Origin of the sequence: Acinetobacter sp. 1424608 (assembly GCF_000588255.1) — a bacterium.
Classification (GTDB): domain Bacteria; phylum Pseudomonadota; class Gammaproteobacteria; order Pseudomonadales; family Moraxellaceae; genus Acinetobacter; species Acinetobacter nosocomialis.
Map to the genome: position 1 here is coordinate 63,354 of NZ_JFXL01000011.1, position 22,102 is coordinate 85,455.

Sequence of the window (22,102 nt, forward strand, 5' to 3'; positions counted from 1 at the left end):
TCACTTTATCTTTTTAACAAAACTTGCTAAAAATAAAAAAATTAGTTGTTTTTTCACATAAAAGTATAAGACCTGACTTTATCAGAAAATATAATTTCCAGTGTATTTATTTTCGACAAAATTCGCTTTTCTGACATTCTTTTCGGGTGTGATTAACATTGTATTTTTATCATGCGAGTGAATAATCAAATCATCGATTCAGATAATCCCACAATGTCTTACAATTAGGATTAAAGCCATGCCAGCATATAAAGCTCCCCTACACGATATCCGCTTCTTAATGAATGAAGTATTAGACTATCCTGCTCACTATAAAACTTTATCAAATGGTGAAAGTGCAGATCCAGATACTGTAGATATGATTCTTGAAGGTGCGGCAGATTATTGTGAAAACGTACTCTCTCCCCTTAACCAATCTGGCGATGAAGAAGGTTGCCATTTTGACAACGGCGAAGTGAAAACACCAAAAGGTTTTAAAGAAGCTTATGACCAGTTTGTAATGGGTGGCTGGCAAGGACTTTCTTATCCTGAAGAATTTGGTGGCCAAGGCCTTCCAATGTCTTTAAACCTGATTAAATCAGAAATGATGGGTACAGCCAACTGGTCATTTACCATGTATCCGGGTTTAAGCTCAGGTTGTATGAATACGATTTTGCAATTCGGTACAGATGAGCAAAAACAAACCTATATGCCTAAACTTGTTGAAGGTACATGGAGCGGCACAATGTGCTTAACCGAACCTCAATGTGGTACAGACTTAGGTCAGGTAAAAACTAAAGCTGAGCCTCAAGCTGATGGTACTTATAAAATTTCTGGTACAAAAATCTTTATTTCTGCTGGTGAACACGATTTAACTGAGAACATTATTCACATCGTGCTTGCACGTCTTCCAGATGCACCAGCAGGTACACGCGGTATTTCTTTATTTATCGTTCCTAAGTTTATTCCAACCGCTGATGGCGGCGTAGGTGAACGTAACACCGTTAGCTGTGGTTCAATCGAACATAAAATGGGTATTCGTGCTTCTGCAACTGCTGTGTTGAACTTTGACAACGCAACAGGCTACCTCATTGGTGAAGTAAACAAAGGCTTACATGCGATGTTTACTTTTATGAACACTGCGCGTATTGGTACTGCGGTTCAAGGTATTGCACATGCTGAGTTATCTTTCCAAGGTGCTCTACCTTATGCCAAAGAACGTATGTCTATGCGTGCCCTTTCTGGTAAAAAAGATCCAGATAAAGTGGCTGATGCGATTATTCACCATGCTGATGTACGTCGTATGTTATTAACACAAAAAGCGATCGCTGAAGGCGGTCGTTCAATGATCTACTACGCAGCACAGCTTGCTGACAAAATGACAGACGCTTTGACGCGCGGTGACCAAGCTGCATTTGAAGATTATGATGACAAACTTGGTTTCTATACACCAATTTTGAAAGGTTTCTTGACCGAGCTTGGCCTAGAAGCTGCTAACCACGGTATGCAAGTGTATGGTGGTCATGGCTACATCAAAGAATGGGGTATGGAGCAAATCGTACGTGATGCTCGTATTTCTACTTTATACGAAGGAACAACTGGTGTTCAGGCACTCGACTTGATTGGTCGTAAAGTGTTGTTAAGCTCAAAAGGTAAAGTAGTGCGTGAATACACTGCTGAAATCTTAAAATTCTGTGCAACACATGCACGTAATAAATACTTACGTCGTTTCGCTTGGGATTTAACAAAGCTTTGTGCTCAATGGAACACTTTAACTGTTCGTATCATGCTTGCTGCACGTAAAGACCGTGACATCGTATCTTCTGCTTCTGTAGATTTCTTGATGTTCTCAGGCTATGTCATGATGGCTTATTTCTGGGCTCAACAAGCCGTAGTTGCTTCTGAAAAATTAGAAGCAGGTGACGGTAAAGAAACTCCTGAATTCTATAAAGCAAAAATTAAAGTTGCTGATTTCTACTTCGACCGCTTATTACCACGTGCACAAGGTCATGCAGAATCAATGGTAACGACTTCTCGTACACTTACTTCATTACCAGTTGAACACTTTAGCTTCGACTACTAATAATAAGTAAGTAGTAAAATAAAAAAGAGCGCAATTAATATTGCGCTCTTTTTTATTGAATTTAAATAACTTTATTCTTTATTAAGTACATAAGCTTTTGTAGGAACAAAATAGTTTTGTTCTAAAAACTCACGATTTTTACCATAATCGCTATAGAACAGTTTTTCTAAATTTACGATTAATTTCTGTTTCGAAATAATATTGAAGTAGAAGTTAACATCTGATGTTGGACACTGAATCTTTAACTCATGTGCAGCAGAATCAACTTTCCACTTTAATGAAGGACATAATCGATTGATGACTGCACTTTTTGCACCATCTTTATTACTGATTCGCCCAAAATGAACAACGTTCCAATACGCAGTGCCATCAGGTAATAAGTTTAAAATATATTCCGCTTCACCTGTTTCACAATCGGCAAAATTATCTTCACATGAAATACGGGTATGATAGCGACCTGCATATTGTTGATCTGATTCAGATATTTTAGATGTCTGATCTGGGGCACCATCGGGTAAAAAAGTTCGTCCCGCTGCATCATCCAACGTTTTAACTGCAGTCGTACTTTTAACTAGACTATTATCATGTTTAGAAGTCGTTGCTAACGCTGAGTGATCCTTAGAATCGGCATGATTTGCATCACAGGCACTCAGCGCCATACATAAGATGGCTGCCAAACCTAAATGTTTAATTAAAAGACCAGACCACTTCAAAGACATATACATCATTCACATACAACAGCAATGTGACTGTTCAAATTATGATTTAAGAGCACTAACATTACTGCTACAAACACTTTTAGCCCCGAAAGGGTGCATTTTAGTAGATGTTGCTTTCATTCATTTAAATCATTTACATATTTTAACTATTTTTAATTTTATCGGACTTTAATTAGTTAATTTTGTCGCCATATTTCAATTAACCAAGGGAAATAACAAACCTTGTCATTTATATATTTGAGGAGAACTACATGACCAATTCTGGTTTATATCGCTCGAACCGACAAAGCATGATCGCCGGTGTAATGGGCGGTATTGCTGAACGTTTTGGTTGGAACGCAAATTTATTACGCATTATTTTCGTATTGGTCTCGGTAATGAGTGCGGCTTTCCCAGGAATTTTAGTCTACTTGGTTTTATGGTTAGTTATTCCGAAAAGACAGCCTGAACAAGTCCAAGGTTATCAACAACCTGTTCGTACTGTACGAGAAGAACAAATACATTAAATCACTTAGTTTATTTTGGTCGCTACGGTTGCATCCCCTAATCAACCGTAGCTTTTTTTATGCTTAAAATTATAGTTTTCGATTTAACTGCTGTTGTAATGCCGCGATCATATCTGCACGGCTAATGATTCCTATCAGTTTTCGCTCTTCAACAACAGGAATATAGTTAAATGACTTCTCAACAAAGTAAGGTACAAGATCTTGAATAGGCTGAGTTGGTAGTACAGTAACAACTCGACGACTCATAATTTGCTTTACATAATGTTGCCATGAGTTTCTTGGATCGGCTGCCCCTTTAAACCACTCCACAACTTCATATAGCGCTAAAGTTCCTACTAAATGGTTTTCTGCATTGACCACAGGTAAGCTCATCAAGTTCACTTGTTTAAATTTATCTAATGCCTGATGAATATCATCATCTTCATGTAGTTTAATCACATCACGGCTCATAATATCCTGACAGGCATATTGGTTCACCATGCGTTCATTGGCATGTTCTTGCGCTTCTAAAATGATTTTTTCTAAATCGTACTGACTAATATCTAATAGTTCAGTGTGATGCTCTAATGCATATTCAATATCTTTTGGCTGAATTGAGACTTTTTGAGTTGGCGTTGGGTCTTTACTACGTTCATTTAAGTGTGCAGTAACCGGATAATGCCGCCCAATCAGTCTATTAAAAAAGATGGCGAAACCGAGTAGAAGTAATGAATTGAGCAGAACCGGATAGAAAACAAAATAGAAACCTAATTTGTGAATAGCCGCACCACCCAACACAGCCGTAATCGCAACTGCACCACTCGGTGGGTGCAAAGAGTCAGTGGTCATCATTAAAAATATAGCAAGCCCTACAGCCACACTAAAAGCCGTAGTTAAATCCGGAATGTACTGTGCACAGGCTACGCCAATAATGGCGGCTAAGGGATTACCAACAATAACATTCCAAGGCTGAGCCAGCGGACTGGTCGACACAGCAAATAAGAGAACTGAGGAAGCTCCCATAGGTGCAATGTACCATGCATTAATCCCATCTAAAACATACCAGCTAATTAAGGAAGAAATTGCTAAACCGCATAGCGCTCCAACGCCACAAAGCAACCGTTCTTTTAGTGGTAAAACCTTAAAATTCGGTTTTAAAATCTGTAACCATTCTGGCTGTATAACACTCACAGTACACCTTAGGGGATATGCCGTTATTTATAACGGGCAAAAGTATACGCCCAAAGCCACATAAAGTGCATTTAAATTATATCTTTCAATTATCAGAAAACCTGTTGAATATATTCTTACTATTTGAAAATTTTAATATTCCATCAATTTTTCATTTAAATAACGCCAGTAACGTTTCGGCAAATATTGCACATGGAGCTTTATATTCTGGCGTTCTGTAATATTTACGCTCTTAAAATAATCTTTCCAAAGCTGATCATACAAAACTTCTTGCTCATCTAACTCAAGCTGAAAGCTTTGACTCATTCCATTTTTTAAATTACGGTCAACGTCCGAGGCTTCGAGCGAAACTTCATATATTTCCCGTAAATCATAATAAATTCCAAACTTACGTTGCTCATCATAAATCAACCAACGCTGATCTTGATAACGCCGTTTAAAATGCGGCTGAATGAGTGGTAAAACATTAAAATCAGGACGAACCAGACTTAAAAAAAGCTCATCTTTAGTTTTCTTAAAACGAATAAAAGCCTCCATCCGATGCTTCTCTCGCCCGACCTTTTTCGTCCACTGTGCAATTGCCAGAACACTAGGATTTGAATAATCTTTTTCTATGGAAACATGGCTAGTAAACACATAAATACAGTAATTAAATAAATGCTGATAGGCATCTAAAGATTCGGATAAATAAGCAAAATAAAATTGTTTTAACGAAGAAGATGAAAGCTTTTTTTGTAGCGCAGCCCATACACGTTCAGCATGTTGCTCATTATTTGCAACCTCAATTTTATCGGCAAATAAACCATGTTGAGCCGCATCATTCAAACAGAGCCTGACCTGTAATTCTTTAAATTGAAATGCACGAAAAACACAGCTCAGCAGCCCAACCATTGAACCATCAAAATAGTAAGCAACCTCCTCATTAAACATGGCTAAAACCCAAGACTTAATTGTGGCGAGAGTTGCTGCACATATTTCGAAGATCCCTGCGTTAAAATCTGCTGCCGAATAAAACTTGAAGACAATTCTTTTTGGAATTTTGGACTGTCTTCACAGCGAATAAAGAATTTTGCACGCTGATAGGCCACACCGAGTTTTTTAAGTAAATCGGTATGGATTTTGCCAAACCGGCGTGCTTGCACAATTTTCTTGGCCGATTTCACCCCAATACCCGGTACACGTAAAATCATTTGATAATCTGCACGATTTAAATCTACTGGAAACTGCTCGGGATGCCTTAACGCCCAGCTTAATTTTGGGTCTACATCCAGATCCAAATTTGGGTGTTTTTCATTAACAATTTCATTGACTTCAAAACCGTAAAAACGCATCAACCAATCACTTTGATAGAGTCGATTTTCACGAAGCAACGGCGGTGCAGAACCAACAGCAGGCAAGTAATTATTTTCGGTATTAATTGGGATATAACCCGAATAATAGACGCGTTTGAGTTTAAATTCTTTATAGTGCTTGTCTGCCATGAACAAGACATCTTGATCTGACTCTTGATGCGCTCCTACCACCATTTGGGTGGTCTGCCCTGCTGGTACATATTTCGGCACATGCTTAATAACTTGTCGTTCATCTTTCAGTTGAATGAGTCTGTCACGAACCAAACCTAAATCTTTTTGTACTTCCTCATGTGATTTTTCTGGCGCAAAAGTTTTTAGCCCCATCTCTGTCGGCATTTCTAAATTAATACTCATCCGGTCAGCATATAAACCTGCTTCATGAATCAGTTCAGGCGATGCGCCCGGAATCGTTTTTAAGTGAATATAACCATTAAAGTTTTCTTCAAGACGCAACTTTTTAACCACTTGGAGCATGCGCTCCATCGTGTGATCTGCCGATTTAAAAATGCCGGAGCTTAAAAATAACCCTTCAATATAATTACGACGGTAAAAATTAATGGTTAAATCGACGACCTCTTGTACCGTAAATGCGGCACGTTGAACGTCATTAGAACGACGTGAAACACAATAGGCGCAGTCAAAAATACAGACATTGCTAAACAGAATTTTTAAGAGAGACACACAACGACCATCTTCAGTATAGCTATGGCAAATACCCGAATGACTAGCATCCCCCAGACCTTTATTTTTGTTTTTACGATCACTGCCACTTGATGAACAAGACACATCATATTTAGCAGCATCAGCAAGAATTTGTAGCTTTTCCCGAATGCGATCAGACATATCAAACGACTCATTTATGGCATCGTTTAGAAAATATCATGTCGCATTCTTAAATTTAATCTAGGGAAGTACGCTCAGCGTCATGAGGTGACGTTTAAAATAATCTGTCTTAATTAACGTATTCTTCAAGCTGCTTTACACGCTTTTCATACTCTTGCATTGGGCAATATGAATACATCGGTGAACCGATATATGAACCTGCATTATTACATTCCTGATCTACATAGGCTTTCCAGAGTCGCTGAGATTTTAAAATATCTTGGTAACGTTCTGGCTGTTTGTATTCTTCGCTTTGTGCACGAATTTGATCAATCAGAGCAACAATTTTTTCTTCATAAGTCTTTTTAGCTTGTTCAGAACAGCTATACACGACCATATTATTAATGCTTTCAAGCTTCATTTCTTTAATGGTCTGGTCTACACATTGATTGTATTCATCTTGCTCATCAGTTTCGGTTTGCGCGTAAAGCCACGGGCTACAGAAAAGGCTGGATAAAACAATAAGTTTGCAGCAAAATTTCAACATAACTTCTTCTCAGTTCTATAATTTTTAATATGCTTCAATATAACAAAAAAACGATTATTCATGCACTTGCGCTTGCACCCCTACCATTGCTGAGTTTATCTGCCTTAGGGGTCATGACATTAAATGCTGAGTTTAACCTTTATTCGATTGGAGTTATTTTACTAGCCCATTTCTTATTTTATTTACTTTTTTATGGCCTTCTAGTTATTCCTTTCGCATATATCATTTCCTATTTTCTGGCCCGTAAAAGTCGTTTAAATCTGATGAGTATTCTCATCAGCGGAACTGCGATCTGGATTTTGATTAGCCCTATTGCACGTTTGTTTTTTGTCGGGTCATTCCCGTCTCCTTGGTGGAATATTTATAAGATTTACAGTTTTTATCTCATGATTTTATTTACCGGCTTTTGCTACTGGTTAAGCTTGAAATGGCTAAGCCGAAAACAAATAGGCTAATCACGTATTCATTTGATTAAGCCTTTGCCACTCCCCTACAAAATCCTTATACTTAGGGGCAATTTTTCTCATAAATTCGTGGATGCTACATGAGTCGCGCCATCTCGCACATTGATACATTTCAGGGCTTAATTCTTGCCCTACAAAACTATTGGGCCGAACAAGGCTGCGTCGTACTACAACCTTACGACATGGAAATGGGCGCTGGAACATTCCACACCGCAACATTCTTACGTGCTTTAGGGCCTGAAACTTGGAATGCTGCATACGTTCAACCTTCACGTCGTCCAAAAGATGGCCGCTACGGTGAAAACCCGAACCGTTTGCAACATTACTACCAATTCCAAGTGGTACTTAAGCCAAACCCAGACAACATCCAGCAGCTTTATCTCGATTCTTTAAAAGCAATCGGGATTGACACGCTTACTCACGATATCCGTTTCGTAGAAGACAACTGGGAATCTCCAACTCTTGGGGCTTGGGGCTTAGGTTGGGAAGTTTGGCTTAACGGTATGGAAGTAACTCAGTTCACTTACTTCCAACAAGTTGGTGGTGTTGAATGTTACCCAGTAACAGGCGAAATCACTTACGGTTTAGAACGTCTTGCGATGTACCTACAGGGTGTTGATTCGGTATATGACCTTGTTTGGACGAAAGGCCAATTCGGCACGGTAACTTACGGCGACGTATTCCATCAAAATGAAGTTGAGCAATCGACTTATAACTTTGAATACGCTCCAGTTGATAAACTATTTGAACTGTTTGATTTCTACGAGTCAGAAGCTAACCGTTTAATGGAAGCTAAACTTCCACTACCAGCTTATGAGCAAGTCGTTAAAGCGTCTCATACCTTTAACTTGCTTGATGCACGTGGTGCAATTTCTGTGACTGAGCGTCAGCGTTACATTTTACGTGTACGTACTTTGGCGCGCGCAATTGCACAAAGTTATGTACAAGCGCGTGCAGAACTTGGCTTCCCAATGGCAGAACCGCATTTACGTGATGAAGTATTGGCACAGCTAAAAGCACAAGCTGAAAGTGAAGCAGCAAAGGCGGAGAAAAACTAATGAGCAAACATACTGTTTTATTCGAACTTGGCTGTGAAGAGCTTCCACCAAAAAGCTTAAAAACATTACGTGATGCATTACAGGCAGAAACGGTAAAAGGCTTAAATGATGCAGGCTTAAACTTCGCATCAATTGAAGCTTATGCTGCTCCACGTCGTTTAGCGCTTAAAATTGTAGATGTAGATGCTGCGCAAGCGGATACACAAAAACGTTTTGACGGCCCTGCTGTTCAAGCAGCTTACGATGCAGAAGGCAAACCGACTAAAGCACTTGAAGGCTTTATGCGTGGTCAAGGCATTACTGCTGATCAGCTTTCTACTTTCCAAGCAGGTAAAGTTGAAAAAGTTTGCTATTTAAAAGATGTGAAAGGTCAAAGCCTTGACGCTTTACTTCCACAGATTTTACAAACTGCATTAGACAATTTACCAATTGCTAAGCGCATGCGTTCTGCTGCAAGCCGTACCGAATTTGTACGTCCAGTGAAATGGGTTCTCTTACTCAAAGATGACCAAATTGTTGACGCGACTATTCAAGATCATAAAGCTGGCAATGTGACTTATGGTCACCGTTTCCATGCACCTGAAGCTGTAACTTTAGCGCATGCAAATGACTACTTGGCTGCTTTAGAAAAAGCTTACGTCGTTGCGAACTTTGAAAAGCGTCAGGCAACCATACAAGAACAAGTGAAAAAGTTAGCTGATGAAGTTAACGCGACTGCAATTGTTCCAGCTGACTTACTTGATGAAGTAACAAGTCTCGTTGAATGGCCTGTAGCTTTACGGGCAACTTTTGAAGAACGCTACTTAGCTGTTCCTCAAGAAGCACTTATTACGACAATGCAAGACAACCAGAAATATTTCTGTTTGATCAATGCGGAAGGTAAATTACAACCTTACTTCATTACTGTTTCAAATATTGAGTCTAAAGACCCGACTCAAATTATTGAAGGTAACGAAAAAGTTGTTCGTCCTCGTTTGTCTGATGCTGAATTCTTCTTCTTACAAGATCAAAAGCAACCGCTTGCATCTCGTAAAGAAAAACTAGCAAACATGGTATTCCAAGCACAACTTGGTACGCTTTGGGACAAATCAACACGTATTGCAAAACTTGCAGTTGCATTATCTTCCATCACTGGTGCAAACCCAGCCGATGCTGAAAAAGCTGCATTACTTGCTAAATGTGACTTAACTTCTGAACTTGTAGGTGAGTTCCCAGAACTTCAAGGTATTGCGGGTACTTACTACGCACGTATTGAAGGTGAAAACACTGAAGTTTCTGAAGCTTTAGGTGAACAATATTTACCAAAATTTGCGGGTGATGTTTTACCAAAAACCAAAACAGGTACAACCATTGCTCTTGCTGACCGTTTAGATACCCTTGTGGGTATTTTCGGTATTGGACAAGCGCCTACAGGTTCTAAAGACCCGTTTGCTCTTCGTCGTTCAGCAATTGGTATCTTACGTTTAATCATTGAAAATGAATTAGACGTAACAATTGAAGAATTAGTGAATCTTGCACTTCAAGGTTATGGCAATATCGTTAAAGACCACGACAAAACTCGCGCTGATGCTGTTGCATTCTTGGAAGGTCGTTACCGTGCCAAGTACGAGGACCAAGGCGTTGCTGTTGACGTACTTCAAGCCGTTCAAGCACTTGCACCAAAATCTCCACTTGATTTTGACAAGCGCGTAAATGCAGTTAATCACTTCCGTACATTACCTGAAGCTGCGGCACTCGCTGCTGCAAACAAACGTGTTGCTAATATTCTTGCAAAAGAAGCGACACCAGAAGGTTCTGTAGTCGAAGCAAACTTGGTTGAAGATGCTGAAAAAGCATTATTTGCTGAGCTTCAAGCAGTAACTCCTGTGGTTGAGCCATTACTTGCAGCAAAAGACTACACTGCTGCCCTTTCTAAGCTTGCAGCACTTCGCGCGCCGATTGATGCATTCTTTGATAGCGTAATGGTAATGGCAGATGATGCTGAACTGAAAGCAAATCGTTTACGTTTATTGGCTCAGTTACGTAACTTGTTTACTGCTGTGGCTGATGTAAGTGTGTTACAGGGTTAATTAGTTCTTTTTAAATAAAGGGATCTTTTATAGATCCCTTTATTTTTTGAGTTAAATAAGCTCTTTAATTTCTTCTAAACTTTTTGACGGCTCAAACCACATAAAATCATAATTGGCCACATCATGAATATAAAATGGATCATTTTTCATGATTTCCTCGGCTTCTTGAATAGAAGAGCTGAGAACCAAAATTACCCCACCTACTCTATTTTCGCGGCGACCTGATGCCAGAAATTTCTTTTGCTCATAGTAATGATCTAAAAATGCGATATGTTCTTTTAGCACTGCATCAACTTCGGCTAACGGTTTTTTATAAGTTAAAGTAACAACAATCATCTCATTCTCTTAAAGCAAGTAGCGCATGATATAGCTTATTCGATAGTACGCCTATTCCCCCAATTCATCCATACCAAACTCCCCACAATAATTACTCCACCTAGCAGGACCATCATTGACGGTTTTTCATTTAAGAAAAGAACCGCTAAACTCATTGCCACAATGGGTGAACAATATAAAAAATTCGATGCAATCGTTAACGGCATATTTTTAAGTACATATCCCCAAAGTACATAAGCCATTGCACTTGGGAAAATACCCAATAAGATAACTGACATATTGGCTTTCCAAGTAGCATGTAAAATTTCACTAGGTAAATGAGCACTATAAAATAATAAAGGAATGGTCCCGAACCAAATGATGTAGCACATCATGCTCAAGGCATCATAATTTAAGGCAAATTTTTTATATAAATTAAAATAAAGCCCCCATGCAATTGCAGCTAAAACAATCAACAAACTATAAGGGCTCGGCACACCAAAACCATGATCTCCACTAACCACCAACACGGCGCCACAAAGGCCCAGCAAAATACACAACCACTGTTTGAAACGAATTTTTTCTTTAAAAAGTAAAGCTGAAATAATAAAAGTGAATAGCGGAATAGATTGACTTAAAATGCTGGAAGCAACAGCAGTTACATATTGCTGCCCGGTATTTATAAGTAAGTGATGTAGCGTTACAGAGAAAAAACCTAATACAGCAAGTGCAGGAGCATCTTTCCACTTTAATGGCTGAATTCCTTTTTTCATAACCAAAAGCAGTAAAAAAACAAATGCAATCAAAAAACGGAGCAAGGCAATATGCTGCGGTGTATATGAATGCAAGGCACTATGTACACCAATAGGTGAATACCCCCAACAAAAGACAGTAATAGCAATACATAAGTAAAGCTTAAAAGCTGGAGGCTGGGTTTCCGCAGCAAGAGAAATTGCCATGTTAAATCTGCACTAATGAAATGGAACTCTTTCATCATATGCACATAGATAGTTGAATAAAATTAACTTATATTGAGTTAAATATTCATTAAAAGTGAATGATTAAATATGGATATTACCCAGTTAAAAATGTTTCAGACCGTGGTTGAATGCGGGACCATGGTTAAAGCATCACTACAACTACATTGCGTACCATCCAATATCACTACACGCATTAAGCAGCTTGAAGAAGAACTCGGCGCACCATTGTTTTATCGTGAAGGGAAAGCTTTAAAACTCACACCGTCAGGAGAAATTTTTCTCGATTATTGCCATAAAATTTTAGCGCTATGCGATGAAGCCAAACGAAGTATTCATCCAGATGCACCTCCCTCTGGCCCGCTCAAAATTGGAGCTATTGAATCTTCTGCTACAACTCGCCTGCCCAACTTACTTGCAAAATATCATCAACGCTACCCTGAGGTTTCTATTCAAATTATTACTGGCACGTGGAAACAGTTATTAGTTGATATTTCTCAGCACAAACTTGATGGAGCAATTGTCGCAGGTAATATTGAATTTCCGATGCTGAATAAACTCAGTATTTACCAAGAAGACATGGTCTTGATTGCATCTCACTCTTTGGGTGAAATTCATTGCCAAGAAGATTTGATTGGTAAAGAAATTTTTATGTGGACTGAAGGCTGTCCTTACCGTGCAGCACTCGAAGAATGGCTTAAACTGAAGAATATCTCTCTCCCTATCACCAGTATTACCAGTTACGCCACCATTATTGGGTGTGTGAGTGCAGGTTCTGGTGTGGCTTTAGTCCCTAAGAGTATTTATGAGCAATATAAAAATTTAGCGCATATTCAAAGCTATAAGTTTGAACATCTTGCCTTTATGCAAAATCACTTTTTCTGGCATAAAAACGTGAGCAACCATAAAGCAAGAGATACGTTTATAGAACTTATTAAGTCTGAATTTTATTTATAAGTCTCAGAAGAGTAAGTCAATTGCTGTTAAATGATGAATTCTCGTAATTAAATCGTATGGGTTTTATCACATGCCTGCACAAGATTTATTTTTAACAGTAAGATCAGCACTTCAACTTTTAAAGTAATTGGGGAGATTGATCCAAATGAAAACCTTACAAGTGTTATGCGTTGCAAGCTCTATACTGGCCTCATCAACCCTTTTTGCTGAAACAACACAGACACAACAAGTAAATGAAGTAGCACCTAAGACGCAACCTTATGGTGACAATCCAAGTTTAGGACGTGTCCTATTATATAAAACAGGAAAAGGCATACAAAATTTAGGAGATTCTATTCAAGGTGCTTCCGAAAACACTTCACAAAAAATTAGTGAAAAATGGCAAAGTACTAAAGAATTTACAGCTGAAAAAGCAGAGGTCGTTCAACAAAAAGCAGATACAGCGAAAGTGTTTACTGAACAGAAAATAGAACAAGCCAAACAAAATATTACTAGTAGCCGAAATGGCCAAAACATACCAATTGAACAAGGCGAGTTAAGCAAATCTAGCACGACGACCAATTAAGTTTGAGTTTGAATAGCGCGATCATTTCGCGCTTTTTAAAAAATATAGACATTTAAAAATACTACAAAGAGCGAGGAATGTGCCTTATGAATAGTCAAAAACTTCTCTTTTCAACACTCTGCTGTGTAGCACTAACTGCTTGTGCAACCACTAAATCCGTTTCTTCTTATTCTCAGGCACAAGTTTTAGAACAAGATACTAATATTGAAGCTTATCCCACCACGACAGGTAATGTAGCCAAACTCATTAAACACGATAAACAAGCTTGTATGATTGAATTTACGGGTTATTTAGGTGGTGGCCAAGTTACTGAGCACTGGATTTTTAACAATAAAGGGTTAATTTCAGCTCAATCATTTACGGAGCAATATCCAGATTCTTCTGGCATATTAAGTCAAGCCATCAACTCAACAACGAAAAGTTCAACCACTTTTAATATCCAAGATCCCGCAATTCAAAATAATTTTAAAAAGCTACAGAGCAATTTTAGTAAAGCCAATTTAGCGAAGTGTGGTTAAAAAACTCCCATAAAAAAAACTCGTTGCAGAAGTAATCTTTTGCAACGAGCCCTAGCCATTTAAATTTCTTGGACCTAATAAGAAATTATAAATATGCTATTTAGTTAACGGTTAAACCATTGGTTGCCGCCAGTAAATCAATACGTGGGAAAACCAAACCTGTTCTTGAGTCTGTAATAGGTTTACCCGTGGTTTTTAAACGATTAATGGTCTGATCAATAGTTTCAGTTGGTGTAACACTGTTTGCTCTTAATAACGCAATTGCGCCAGCCACATGTGGCGTGGCTTGAGAAGTACCTCCCATAGTATAACCACCCGCAGTAATCATTGCCCCTGGTGCCAATAAAGTCACAAGACTGCCCCCGTTACTAAAACATGCCACCTTGTCCGCTGCCGTGGTTGGGTCAGAACATTTCACTGGGTTCCCCCATGAAACACCACCAATATTACTATCATATACAGCACCTACTCTTACCGCTCCAGCAACACAAGCAGGTGAAGAAATACCATCAGGAAATGCATCGTTACCTGATGCAACTACTGGTACTACCCCAGCAGCTCGCGCATTTGCGAACGCCGTTGCATAACTACTATTACTACATTCAGATTTGTATTTAACACCAGGAATACCAAGACTTAAATTGATCGCTTTAATATTGTATGTTTTAGCGTTATTTACTGCCCAGTTAATCCCTGCAAGGATATCGCTATCATAGGCTGAACCTGACCGAAAAACGTCTATTCCAATAATTTTTGTTTTGGTGGCAACTTTAGACACAATCGCTGAAACATTACTACCATGACCATTATCGTCAAGTGAGCCATCATCTGGGGCACTATCAAATGCATAAACGACACGGCACGTACTTGAAGGTGAATTAACTGCTGTACAACCAAAATCCGAATGTAAGTAATTTACCCCCGTATCAAGCACAGCCACACTAGAACCAGTTCCATTAAAGCCTTTGGTATTAGCTTGAGGCTGGTTAATTAAAGGCAAACTTTCCACGGTTGTCGCCTGATTAATCCGGTTTGGATATACAGCCTTAACGTTCGGATCATTAAGCAAATCAACCAAAGCTTCTTTATTACTAATTCGGTAAAAAGCTATAGGTAAATTATTGTAGTCCCGAAGTACTTGTACCCCTACACCACGATTAAACCTTGACTGGATATTCTTTTTATTTGCAGCAATATAATTTCGTCGCTCCAAACCTGTAGCCACACTTTCCGAAGGAATATTGTATTCAACAATAAGATCATTAGATTCATTGGTAACCAAAGCATCTAAGTTAATTTTACCCTGAAATACTTTTTGTTTTGCTGCTTGATTTAACTGCTGTTTGGCACCTTTAGCGTCCAAAGGAACAGCGGATGCAGTTGTACTTAAGATCGTACATAGACCTAATAGAAATAACGTTTTACTTTGCATTATTTTTCTCCGTAGTTTTTCAACTAACAATTTACTTATTTCGCTTTTATTTCATTTGCTGGATCTTTTTCTGGATCAATCGGTTGAATCGAAGGATCACTTTTTGTGTCATAAAAAGGAACAGTATCTTCTGATACGGGTTTGGGTTGAGTTGAATTTAAAGATAAGTTTTTAGGTTGAGCAGGCTCCTTAAGTTTAGAAAGTAAAGATGAAGTGTCTGGTTGTGATGAATTCGTCTTGTTTAAAGCAGAATTGAACACCTCAGATGCACCGTTTGTTGGCTTAAAATAGAGAACAACGGCGACTAAGCCGATCAATATGAAAAGGGAAGCAATAATTTTCATCATTTAAGATCTCTGTTATTTTGTTTATAGACATCTATATTTATTTTTGATTATTCGAAATAAAGCACTATTTCTTAAGATATATTTCATGTGAAATTTCTATTTCATGAAATATATAAACATGAGAAAAGCAAAATCATCTTTTCCCGAATAAGCAAAAATACAGTTCTGCCCTTTACGTTTATATTTCTGGCAGAATATGGTTCAAAAAAGCGCCAAAAAGCACCTTATTCTCATAATAAGCAATAACTATGCCGTTATCTCGAATAAAAAATGAAAAAAGAATCATCTTTATAGATATAGAAAAATGGTCATGTTAAATATTTTTGGGTATTTTTATTTTAGAAAAGAAAAAGACGAAAAGTATTTTGCTCGTTTTTAAATCATAAAATATCGGTATCTATTTCACTTTATTATTAATATTTTCTTTTCTCCACAATTTCTCCCTAATGTGTTGAATGACTGTAATGCTGTTGTAACGTTTTGATTAAGGTGATTCCCAAACGAATCAAGCCTTAGATATGATGCGATTGCGTTTATGAAATACCTCACTAAAAGGGTATATTCTTTGAAGGATATCGCAATGAAAATGATGAAAACAGCTATCGTGACTGCAAGCGTTCTTGCCTCTGCTTCTATTTTTGCACAAAGTGCGGGCATTAATGCAGACGCTTCTGCTCAAGTAAATGTACAACCGGGTGGACTTGTTAGTGGCGTAACAAATACAGTTAAAAATACTGCACATACTGTAGGTAGCACTGCAAAACATGCTGGTCATGTAGCTGCTAACACTACGGTTAAAGCAACTAAAAAAACAACAGGAAAAGTAGCTGAACTTTCTTCTGATGCTGTAACAGGCACTAAACATTTTGCTACTGAAGCAGCAACAGGCACAAAAAATTTAGCGACTAAAGCTGCAACAGGTACTAAAAACTTAGCAGTTGAAGCTAAAGCTGATACAAAAGCACATCTTGATGCAGTAAAAACCAAAGTTGCTGAAAAACAGGCTGAACAAAAAGAATTTAGCGCTGAAAAACAAGCTGATGCTCAAGCACGTGTAGATGCAGTTAAAGCTCGCGTAGCTCAAAATCAAGCAGAGCAAAAAGAATTTGTTGCGGGTACTAAAGCTGATGCTCAAGCACAATTAAATGCAGCTCAACCAGCTCATGCAATCAACGCTCAAACAGGCTTAAATGTTGGTGTTAATGTTGCTCCGGTTGGAATCAGTGCAAATGCAAACGTAAATGCAGGGGCTCAAGGCTCTACACAAAAAACTGAAAAGAAATCTTTCGTTAAAGGCCTTTTCGGCACTAACTAATTAAAGTTAGCAATAAAAAAGGGCGATTCATCGCCCTTTTTTATTTATCTAAAAATTATGAGTGTGTTTCGGTTAAAACCAAACCTGCACGTAAACCAATCTTCACATTTGGGTTTGGAAATAAAATCCAGACCTGATCTTGTTCAACTACATAGTTACCAGAAGGTTGAGTCGCAATGATTTCGCCTTTGGTAAATGTTAAAAAGTTCGGAGCCTCAGCCGATAAGTTCATTTGGAAATCCTCATCTTTTTTAATTAAAGAATCAGATACCTGAAACACTCGAATTTTTGTTTTATTTCTTAACGGTAAAGCTTGTTCAGAAACGACATTGCGAATAACTTCATCAATTGCGGCAAACTGACTCAAGTCATTTTGTCCAAATGGCAAAGCTTTGCCTAACTCCAAAGTTGCACTCGCAGCTTTAAAGCTTTCACTTGTAAAATGTGTAAATGTTTTACCCGCAGCCCTGTGATAAACCAAAGCATCTAAGTCAGCAGCTTCAAGGCTTGCTGTCAAATCAACATCATAGTCATGCGTTTGATAAGGTAATAGAGCAAAGGTTGGTAACAATGAAGCACGAATTGCTGTATGTAAATCATAGTGATAGCGCTTAGCATTACTTGCACTTTCTTTAAAGAAAGTAGCAACTGCCTGCTCTAAAACCTCAGCTCGCTTAGACTCTTCAGTTAGAGGCAGATTTTTATACCCACCACAGAACATACGGTTTACATCATCATGTACATAACGCTTGCCTTGACGCATTGCATACGGATTACCCAATACAAGCAATAATCTCACTGCAAGTTTTAAGCGTCCGGCAAATAAATCGGTGCAAAGATGAGATAACAACTCAATTGGTGCCGTTTCATTCCCATGTACTCCAGCTGACAGTACGACAGCTTTGTCGTACTGCTTATGTGGTGTACATTCAAGAAGCCCCTCACCTAACCAACGCCAAGAAAAATTATCTTGTTTTCCCTCGCGCTTTGCAGGCAGCTCACCTTGTAAGGTTAATGCTAGAAAATCTTGCATGTCACCTCCTCATTATTTTTGGAAAGGATAAACCGAACCCAAACCTAAAATTTTGGTCAGTTCATCAAGCGCCATACGGCTTTCCATGAGTAGGTGCGGATCTGCCAAATCTTCTTGAGCTAAACGATCACGATAATGTTTATCTACCCACTGATTAAGCGTCATAAACAATTGATCATTCATAAGAACTTTTGGATTTACAGCATTTAATTCGGTTTCATTTAATGCCACACGTAAACGCAAACAAGCCGGACCACCACCGTTACGCATACTTTCACGTAGGTCATACACTTGAATTGCATCAATTGGTGTACCCATTTGAATCATATCGTTCAAATAGCTCCATACCGCAGCATTTTGGCGAGACTCTTCTGGTACAACAATGGTCATGCCGCCATCTGGACGAGTCAAAATCTGGCTATTAAACAAATAAGTAGCAACAGCATCGTCTACAGTAACGCGGTTTTCAGGCACTTCAATCGAAATAAAGTCTTCACCGATGCTTGCCATCTTTTGACGAATTTCAGCAAATGCCTGATCTTGATTTAAGAAAGCATGTTGATGGTGGAATAAAACCTGTTGGTTACTTACCGCAATCACATCGTTATGGAAAACACCCTGATCAATCACATCTGGATTTTGTTGAACAAAAACCGTATGTGCATCATCTAAACGGTGCAAACGTGCAATTGCTTCACTTGCTTCACGCGTCTGACGTGCTGGATAACGTTTTGGTCCCGGTAAGCCATTATTTAAATGTTGTTGACCATAAACAAAAACCTGAATACCGCGCTTAGCATAATCACCACCTAAACGATTGTGATTTGCTGCACCTTCGTCACCAAATAAAGCCACTTGTGGTAAAGCTTCATGGTGTACAAAGTGACGTTCATTTTTAAAGATGGCTTGTAAAACTTGGCTTGTAGTTTCAGCTTCAATTGAACGATGAAATTTATTGTTCAGGTTTGCTGCAGTAAAATGCACGCGCTCATCTTGGCTATCAGCCGAAGGTGAAACAGTTGCAGCATTTGCAGTCCACATTGGAGAAGCTGAACTTAAAGATGACAATAGCTCTGGTGAATAGCGCATTGCTTGAGCAACAACACTAATGTCATCTCCAGTAAAACCTAAACGGCGTAGCATTGGAACATGTGGGCGTTCATGCGGAGCAAGTACACCTTGTTTCATTCCCATATCAGCCAAGGCTTTCATTTTTAATAAGCCTTGTTTTGCTGCTAATTTTGGATTCGAGGTATTGTTACGGTTTTTGGTTGATGCTTCATTACCAAAAGACAAACCCGCATAGTGATGTGTTGGCCCCACTAAACCATCAAAATTTACTTCATATCCTTTCATTTTTTCTTTCCCTAGTGTTAAGGCAACACAATCCCTGGAGATAATTTTTCTGGCAACGTCAAGCTTTCACTTTCAAGTGAAGCCATTGGCCAAGCACAGTAGTCAGCAGCATAAAACGCACTTGCACGGTGGTTACCTGAAGCTCCAACACCACCAAATGGCGCAGCACTTGAAGCGCCTGTTAATGGTTTGTTCCAGTTCACAATACCGGCACGCGCTTCAATGAGTAAGTCATCAAATAGTTCACGTTTTGGAGAAACCAATCCAACAGACAAACCAAAACGAGTTGCATTGGCAATTTTTAATGCTTCATCAAAACTGTCATAACGTTGAATGGTGGTAAGCGGACCAAAATATTCTTCATCTGGAATACCCGCCACACCTGTTACATCAACAATACCTGGAGTAAGTAGCGAGCTGTCTTCTTGAGGACGTGTCATTGGCAACAAGCTTTTTGCACCAAGCTCAAGTAGCTTTTGCTGAGCATTCATCATGTTTGTCGCAGCAGCCGATGAAATTACGCCGCCCATAAATGGTTGTTGCTCATCATTCCAACGGCCAACTTTCAGGTTTTTAGCAACCTCAACAAAACGTTGAATAAATGCATCACCTTCAGCACCGTTTTTTACCAAGATACGGCGTGCACATGTACAACGCTGACCTGCCGAAACAAAAGCAGATTGAATAGTGAGGTTAACAACCGCATCAATATTTTCAATTTCATCAATAATCAATGCATTATTGCCGCCCATTTCAAGCGCAAGAATTTTCTCAGGCGCACCTGCCATTTGCTTATGCAAGTGGTAACCAGTGTTTGCACTTCCGGTAAACAATAAACCATCAATTTCATGAGAAGCAGCCAAGGCTTCACCAGTAGTACGGCCACCTTGAACTAAGTTCATTACACCATTTGGCAAACCTGCTTGTTGCCAAAGTTTTACAGTTTCTTCAGCAGTCCAAGGCGTTAATTCACTTGGTTTAAATACAACTGTGTTGCCCGCAAGTAATGCAGGAACGATATGCCCATTTGGTAAATGGCCCGGGAAGTTATATGGACCAAAAACTGCAAGTACACCATGTGGACGATGACGTAAAGATGCCACACCATCTGCCATTTCAGTTGAGCTTTCGCCAGTACGTTGATGATAAGCACGAATCGAAATCGCAACTTTGCCAATCATTGACTGAACTTCAGTTAACGTTTCCCAAAAAGGCTTACTGGTTTCTTGACTAATTACTTCAGCTAAATGTTTTTTATTTTCTTCAAGCAGCTTTGCAAACTTTTCTACAATCGCTACACGCTCAGCAAGAGGTAAACGTGCCCATGCAGGAAATGCTGTACGTGCAGCTTGGCAAGCTTTCTCAACATCAACGGCCGTAGCTTCACCACCTGACCATACAGTTTGGTTATCAACCGGATTTGTTTTTACAAATGTTGTACCGCTGCCTTGTAACCAGACACCGTTTATAAATAAAGAGTTTGACATCAGGATACTTCCATAGGATTTAGTGATAACACACGAACAGCGTGGCCTTCTTGTACACCGAGTTTCTCAGCTTGTTCATGGGTTAAATTTAGAGTGCTATCTACGAGATCAAGCTTCATTAACATAGCCCGATAGTCGTGATAGTTATCATTGGCAACAAGGTATTGTGTTTTACCCACTGTCGCTTCATTAGTAATTTTGACAGTTAAAAATTGGCTTTCTTTAACTGCACGCAACTCATCAATATTGGCTTCAATGGTTGGACCTGCATCAAAAATATCGACATATCCTTGATAGCGTAAGCCTTCGGACTCAAGCACATGATAAGCAGGTAAAGTATGTGGATGCATTTTTCCAATCACTTCTTGTGCAGCCTTTGGTAAAAGGTCTACATAGACTGGAAAACGTGGCATAAGTTCCGCAATGAAAACTTTTTGGCCAATTCCACTTAAATAGTCTGCTGTGGAGAAATCCATATTAAAGAAATGGTGTCCAATCGCATCCCAGAAAGGTGAACAACCATTTTCATCAGAAAAACCACGCATCTCGGCAATAAGTTTTTTCTCAAAATATTGCTTAAATGCTGCGATAAACATAAAACGGATTTTTGATAAGAATTTACCGTTTTGGTTTTCACGACGTTCCGGATCTAAAAATAATGTGCAGAGCTCACTACTTCCTGTTCGATCATTACTTAGGAATAAAGTCGGTAATGCTTTATAAACATTTAATGCTTTTGAAGCATGTACTTGGGTTCCCACATGAAAGTTATACCAAGGTTCGATTAAACCCACAGCAACTTCAATTGCACTCACCCCAATAACACGTTGAGCTTCTGTATCCTCAAGAACAAACAAATAACCCTGTTCGCTCTTATGAACATTACCATTTAAAGTATTGCGAGTACGTGAAATTCGAGCCGAAAGCGTATCCATATTTTGTGGCAAGGAAGTCAGGCCAACACCTGACTTACCTGCTAATTTATAAATATCTTCAAGGTCTCGAAACTCGGCATGACGGACAATCATCAT

Annotated in this window: 22 protein-coding genes; 9 read left to right on the forward strand and 13 right to left on the reverse strand. The window is 38.9% G+C overall.

Annotation, left to right across the window (positions count from 1 at the left end; genetic code table 11):
* Positions 1 to 238: 238 nt before the first annotated feature.
* A complete protein-coding gene (locus tag J678_RS15645) occupies positions 239 to 2,062 on the forward strand; it encodes an acyl-CoA dehydrogenase C-terminal domain-containing protein (protein ID WP_004884612.1) in 1,824 nt (607 codons plus the stop codon).
* Positions 2,063 to 2,133: 71 nt separating this feature from the next.
* Here J678_RS15645 and J678_RS15650 read toward each other — a convergent pair whose 3' ends face one another.
* Entirely contained in the window at positions 2,134 to 2,781 is a 648-nt protein-coding gene (locus J678_RS15650) for a hypothetical protein (protein ID WP_016803860.1), read from the reverse strand.
* A 251-nt stretch (positions 2,782 to 3,032) separates the two neighbouring features.
* Between J678_RS15650 and J678_RS15655 the strand changes: the two genes are divergently transcribed.
* Positions 3,033 to 3,287 carry a PspC domain-containing protein gene (locus J678_RS15655; RefSeq protein ID WP_002052345.1) on the forward strand — a complete coding sequence of 85 codons (255 nt, stop codon included), beginning with the start codon at positions 3,033 to 3,035 and terminating at the stop codon, positions 3,285 to 3,287.
* A 69-nt stretch (positions 3,288 to 3,356) separates the two neighbouring features.
* Here J678_RS15655 and J678_RS15660 read toward each other — a convergent pair whose 3' ends face one another.
* The 4 genes from J678_RS15660 to J678_RS15675 form a co-directional block, all read right to left on the reverse strand.
* Positions 3,357 to 4,457 carry an HPP family protein gene (locus J678_RS15660; RefSeq protein ID WP_032027383.1) on the reverse strand — a complete coding sequence of 367 codons (1,101 nt, stop codon included), beginning with the start codon at positions 4,455 to 4,457 and terminating at the stop codon, positions 3,357 to 3,359.
* A gap of 132 nt (positions 4,458 to 4,589) precedes the next feature.
* Entirely contained in the window at positions 4,590 to 5,387 is a 798-nt protein-coding gene (locus tag J678_RS15665; RefSeq protein ID WP_031955930.1) for a TIGR03915 family putative DNA repair protein, read from the reverse strand.
* Positions 5,388 to 5,389: 2 nt separating this feature from the next.
* A complete protein-coding gene (locus J678_RS15670; RefSeq protein WP_002052302.1) occupies positions 5,390 to 6,652 on the reverse strand; it encodes a putative DNA modification/repair radical SAM protein in 1,263 nt (420 codons plus the stop codon).
* Between the two features lie 109 nt (positions 6,653 to 6,761).
* Positions 6,762 to 7,178 carry a lysozyme inhibitor LprI family protein gene (locus J678_RS15675; RefSeq protein WP_004711766.1) on the reverse strand — a complete coding sequence of 139 codons (417 nt, stop codon included), beginning with the start codon at positions 7,176 to 7,178 and terminating at the stop codon, positions 6,762 to 6,764.
* Between the two features lie 29 nt (positions 7,179 to 7,207).
* On the opposite strand from J678_RS15675, the gene J678_RS15680 reads away from it, so the two are divergent.
* From J678_RS15680 to glyS, 3 genes are all read left to right on the forward strand, one after another.
* Positions 7,208 to 7,633, forward strand: a complete 426-nt coding sequence (locus J678_RS15680) for a hypothetical protein (RefSeq protein WP_031955932.1) — start codon at positions 7,208 to 7,210, stop codon at positions 7,631 to 7,633.
* Positions 7,634 to 7,722: 89 nt separating this feature from the next.
* Entirely contained in the window at positions 7,723 to 8,700 is a 978-nt protein-coding gene (gene glyQ / locus J678_RS15685) for a glycine--tRNA ligase subunit alpha (protein ID WP_000085212.1), read from the forward strand.
* On the forward strand, positions 8,700 to 10,769 hold the full coding sequence (gene glyS, locus J678_RS15690; RefSeq protein WP_031955933.1) for a glycine--tRNA ligase subunit beta: 2,070 nt from the start codon (positions 8,700 to 8,702) through the stop codon (positions 10,767 to 10,769). The genes glyQ and glyS overlap by 1 nt, the downstream gene beginning before the upstream one ends.
* A 51-nt stretch (positions 10,770 to 10,820) precedes the next feature.
* Here the strand turns inward: glyS and J678_RS15695 are convergent, their stop codons facing one another.
* Positions 10,821 to 11,105: a YciI family protein gene (locus J678_RS15695; RefSeq protein WP_004711760.1), complete on the reverse strand. Its 285-nt coding sequence runs from the start codon at positions 11,103 to 11,105 to the stop codon at positions 10,821 to 10,823.
* A 35-nt stretch (positions 11,106 to 11,140) separates the two neighbouring features.
* On the reverse strand, positions 11,141 to 12,043 hold the full coding sequence (locus tag J678_RS15700) for a DMT family transporter (RefSeq protein ID WP_032027385.1): 903 nt from the start codon (positions 12,041 to 12,043) through the stop codon (positions 11,141 to 11,143).
* Between the two features lie 108 nt (positions 12,044 to 12,151).
* Here J678_RS15700 and J678_RS15705 point away from each other — a divergent pair, with 108 nt between their 5' ends.
* The 3 genes from J678_RS15705 (at position 12,152) to J678_RS15715 (ending at position 14,101) form a co-directional block, all read left to right on the forward strand.
* Complete coding sequence (locus tag J678_RS15705) at positions 12,152 to 13,018, forward strand: LysR family transcriptional regulator (RefSeq protein WP_004711757.1); 867 nt, start codon at positions 12,152 to 12,154, stop codon at positions 13,016 to 13,018.
* A 145-nt stretch (positions 13,019 to 13,163) separates the two neighbouring features.
* Positions 13,164 to 13,583, forward strand: a complete 420-nt coding sequence (locus tag J678_RS15710; protein ID WP_002052287.1) for a hypothetical protein — start codon at positions 13,164 to 13,166, stop codon at positions 13,581 to 13,583.
* Between the two features lie 86 nt (positions 13,584 to 13,669).
* A complete protein-coding gene (locus J678_RS15715; RefSeq protein WP_006580724.1) occupies positions 13,670 to 14,101 on the forward strand; it encodes a hypothetical protein in 432 nt (143 codons plus the stop codon).
* Positions 14,102 to 14,201: 100 nt separating this feature from the next.
* Here the strand turns inward: J678_RS15715 and J678_RS15720 are convergent, their stop codons facing one another.
* On the reverse strand, positions 14,202 to 15,533 hold the full coding sequence (locus tag J678_RS15720; protein ID WP_031955937.1) for a S8 family peptidase: 1,332 nt from the start codon (positions 15,531 to 15,533) through the stop codon (positions 14,202 to 14,204).
* A gap of 35 nt (positions 15,534 to 15,568) precedes the next feature.
* Positions 15,569 to 15,877 (reverse strand): hypothetical protein, encoded by a 309-nt coding sequence (locus J678_RS15725; RefSeq protein ID WP_079377436.1) that lies wholly within the window; start codon positions 15,875 to 15,877, stop codon positions 15,569 to 15,571.
* Positions 15,878 to 16,460: 583 nt separating this feature from the next.
* Between J678_RS15725 and J678_RS15730 the strand changes: the two genes are divergently transcribed.
* Positions 16,461 to 17,195, forward strand: a complete 735-nt coding sequence (locus J678_RS15730; RefSeq protein ID WP_031955941.1) for a hypothetical protein — start codon at positions 16,461 to 16,463, stop codon at positions 17,193 to 17,195.
* A 55-nt stretch (positions 17,196 to 17,250) separates the two neighbouring features.
* On the opposite strand, the gene astE is transcribed toward J678_RS15730, so the two are convergent.
* Genes astE through astA form a run of 4 tightly spaced genes read right to left on the reverse strand, consistent with a single transcriptional unit; the run spans position 17,251 to position 22,102 of the window.
* A complete protein-coding gene (astE, locus tag J678_RS15735) occupies positions 17,251 to 18,228 on the reverse strand; it encodes a succinylglutamate desuccinylase (RefSeq protein WP_031955942.1) in 978 nt (325 codons plus the stop codon).
* A gap of 12 nt (positions 18,229 to 18,240) precedes the next feature.
* Positions 18,241 to 19,584, reverse strand: a complete 1,344-nt coding sequence (astB, locus tag J678_RS15740; protein ID WP_031955943.1) for an N-succinylarginine dihydrolase — start codon at positions 19,582 to 19,584, stop codon at positions 18,241 to 18,243.
* Between the two features lie 17 nt (positions 19,585 to 19,601).
* The gene (astD, locus tag J678_RS15745) at positions 19,602 to 21,071 is read right to left on the reverse strand and encodes a succinylglutamate-semialdehyde dehydrogenase (RefSeq protein ID WP_031955945.1); all 1,470 of its coding nucleotides are present in this window, start codon (positions 21,069 to 21,071) and stop codon (positions 19,602 to 19,604) included.
* The gene (gene astA, locus J678_RS15750) at positions 21,071 to 22,102 is read right to left on the reverse strand and encodes an arginine N-succinyltransferase (protein WP_031955946.1); all 1,032 of its coding nucleotides are present in this window, start codon (positions 22,100 to 22,102) and stop codon (positions 21,071 to 21,073) included. Before astA ends, astD begins: the two co-directional genes overlap by 1 nt.

Bases quoted from the DNA above. Each gene is read 5' to 3' on its own strand.
- J678_RS15645 (WP_004884612.1), top strand. From the start codon at position 239: ATGCCAGCATATAAAGCTCCCCTACACGATATCCGCTTCTTAATGAAT.
- J678_RS15650 (WP_016803860.1), bottom strand. From the start codon at position 2,781: ATGTCTTTGAAGTGGTCTGGTCTTTTAATTAAACATTTAGGTTTGGCA.
- J678_RS15655 (WP_002052345.1), top strand. From the start codon at position 3,033: ATGACCAATTCTGGTTTATATCGCTCGAACCGACAAAGCATGATCGCC.
- J678_RS15665 (WP_031955930.1), bottom strand. From the start codon at position 5,387: ATGTTTAATGAGGAGGTTGCTTACTATTTTGATGGTTCAATGGTTGGG.
- J678_RS15670 (WP_002052302.1), bottom strand. From the start codon at position 6,652: ATGTCTGATCGCATTCGGGAAAAGCTACAAATTCTTGCTGATGCTGCT.
- J678_RS15675 (WP_004711766.1), bottom strand. From the start codon at position 7,178: ATGTTGAAATTTTGCTGCAAACTTATTGTTTTATCCAGCCTTTTCTGT.
- J678_RS15680 (WP_031955932.1), top strand. From the start codon at position 7,208: ATGCTTCAATATAACAAAAAAACGATTATTCATGCACTTGCGCTTGCA.
- glyQ (WP_000085212.1), top strand. From the start codon at position 7,723: ATGAGTCGCGCCATCTCGCACATTGATACATTTCAGGGCTTAATTCTT.
- glyS (WP_031955933.1), top strand. From the start codon at position 8,700: ATGAGCAAACATACTGTTTTATTCGAACTTGGCTGTGAAGAGCTTCCA.
- J678_RS15695 (WP_004711760.1), bottom strand. From the start codon at position 11,105: ATGATTGTTGTTACTTTAACTTATAAAAAACCGTTAGCCGAAGTTGAT.
- J678_RS15700 (WP_032027385.1), bottom strand. From the start codon at position 12,043: ATGGCAATTTCTCTTGCTGCGGAAACCCAGCCTCCAGCTTTTAAGCTT.
- J678_RS15705 (WP_004711757.1), top strand. From the start codon at position 12,152: ATGGATATTACCCAGTTAAAAATGTTTCAGACCGTGGTTGAATGCGGG.
- J678_RS15710 (WP_002052287.1), top strand. From the start codon at position 13,164: ATGAAAACCTTACAAGTGTTATGCGTTGCAAGCTCTATACTGGCCTCA.
- J678_RS15715 (WP_006580724.1), top strand. From the start codon at position 13,670: ATGAATAGTCAAAAACTTCTCTTTTCAACACTCTGCTGTGTAGCACTA.
- J678_RS15720 (WP_031955937.1), bottom strand. From the start codon at position 15,533: ATGCAAAGTAAAACGTTATTTCTATTAGGTCTATGTACGATCTTAAGT.
- J678_RS15725 (WP_079377436.1), bottom strand. From the start codon at position 15,877: ATGAAAATTATTGCTTCCCTTTTCATATTGATCGGCTTAGTCGCCGTT.
- J678_RS15730 (WP_031955941.1), top strand. From the start codon at position 16,461: ATGAAAATGATGAAAACAGCTATCGTGACTGCAAGCGTTCTTGCCTCT.
- astE (WP_031955942.1), bottom strand. From the start codon at position 18,228: ATGCAAGATTTTCTAGCATTAACCTTACAAGGTGAGCTGCCTGCAAAG.
- astB (WP_031955943.1), bottom strand. From the start codon at position 19,584: ATGAAAGGATATGAAGTAAATTTTGATGGTTTAGTGGGGCCAACACAT.
- astD (WP_031955945.1), bottom strand. From the start codon at position 21,071: ATGTCAAACTCTTTATTTATAAACGGTGTCTGGTTACAAGGCAGCGGT.
- astA (WP_031955946.1), bottom strand. From the start codon at position 22,102: ATGATGATTGTCCGTCATGCCGAGTTTCGAGACCTTGAAGATATTTAT.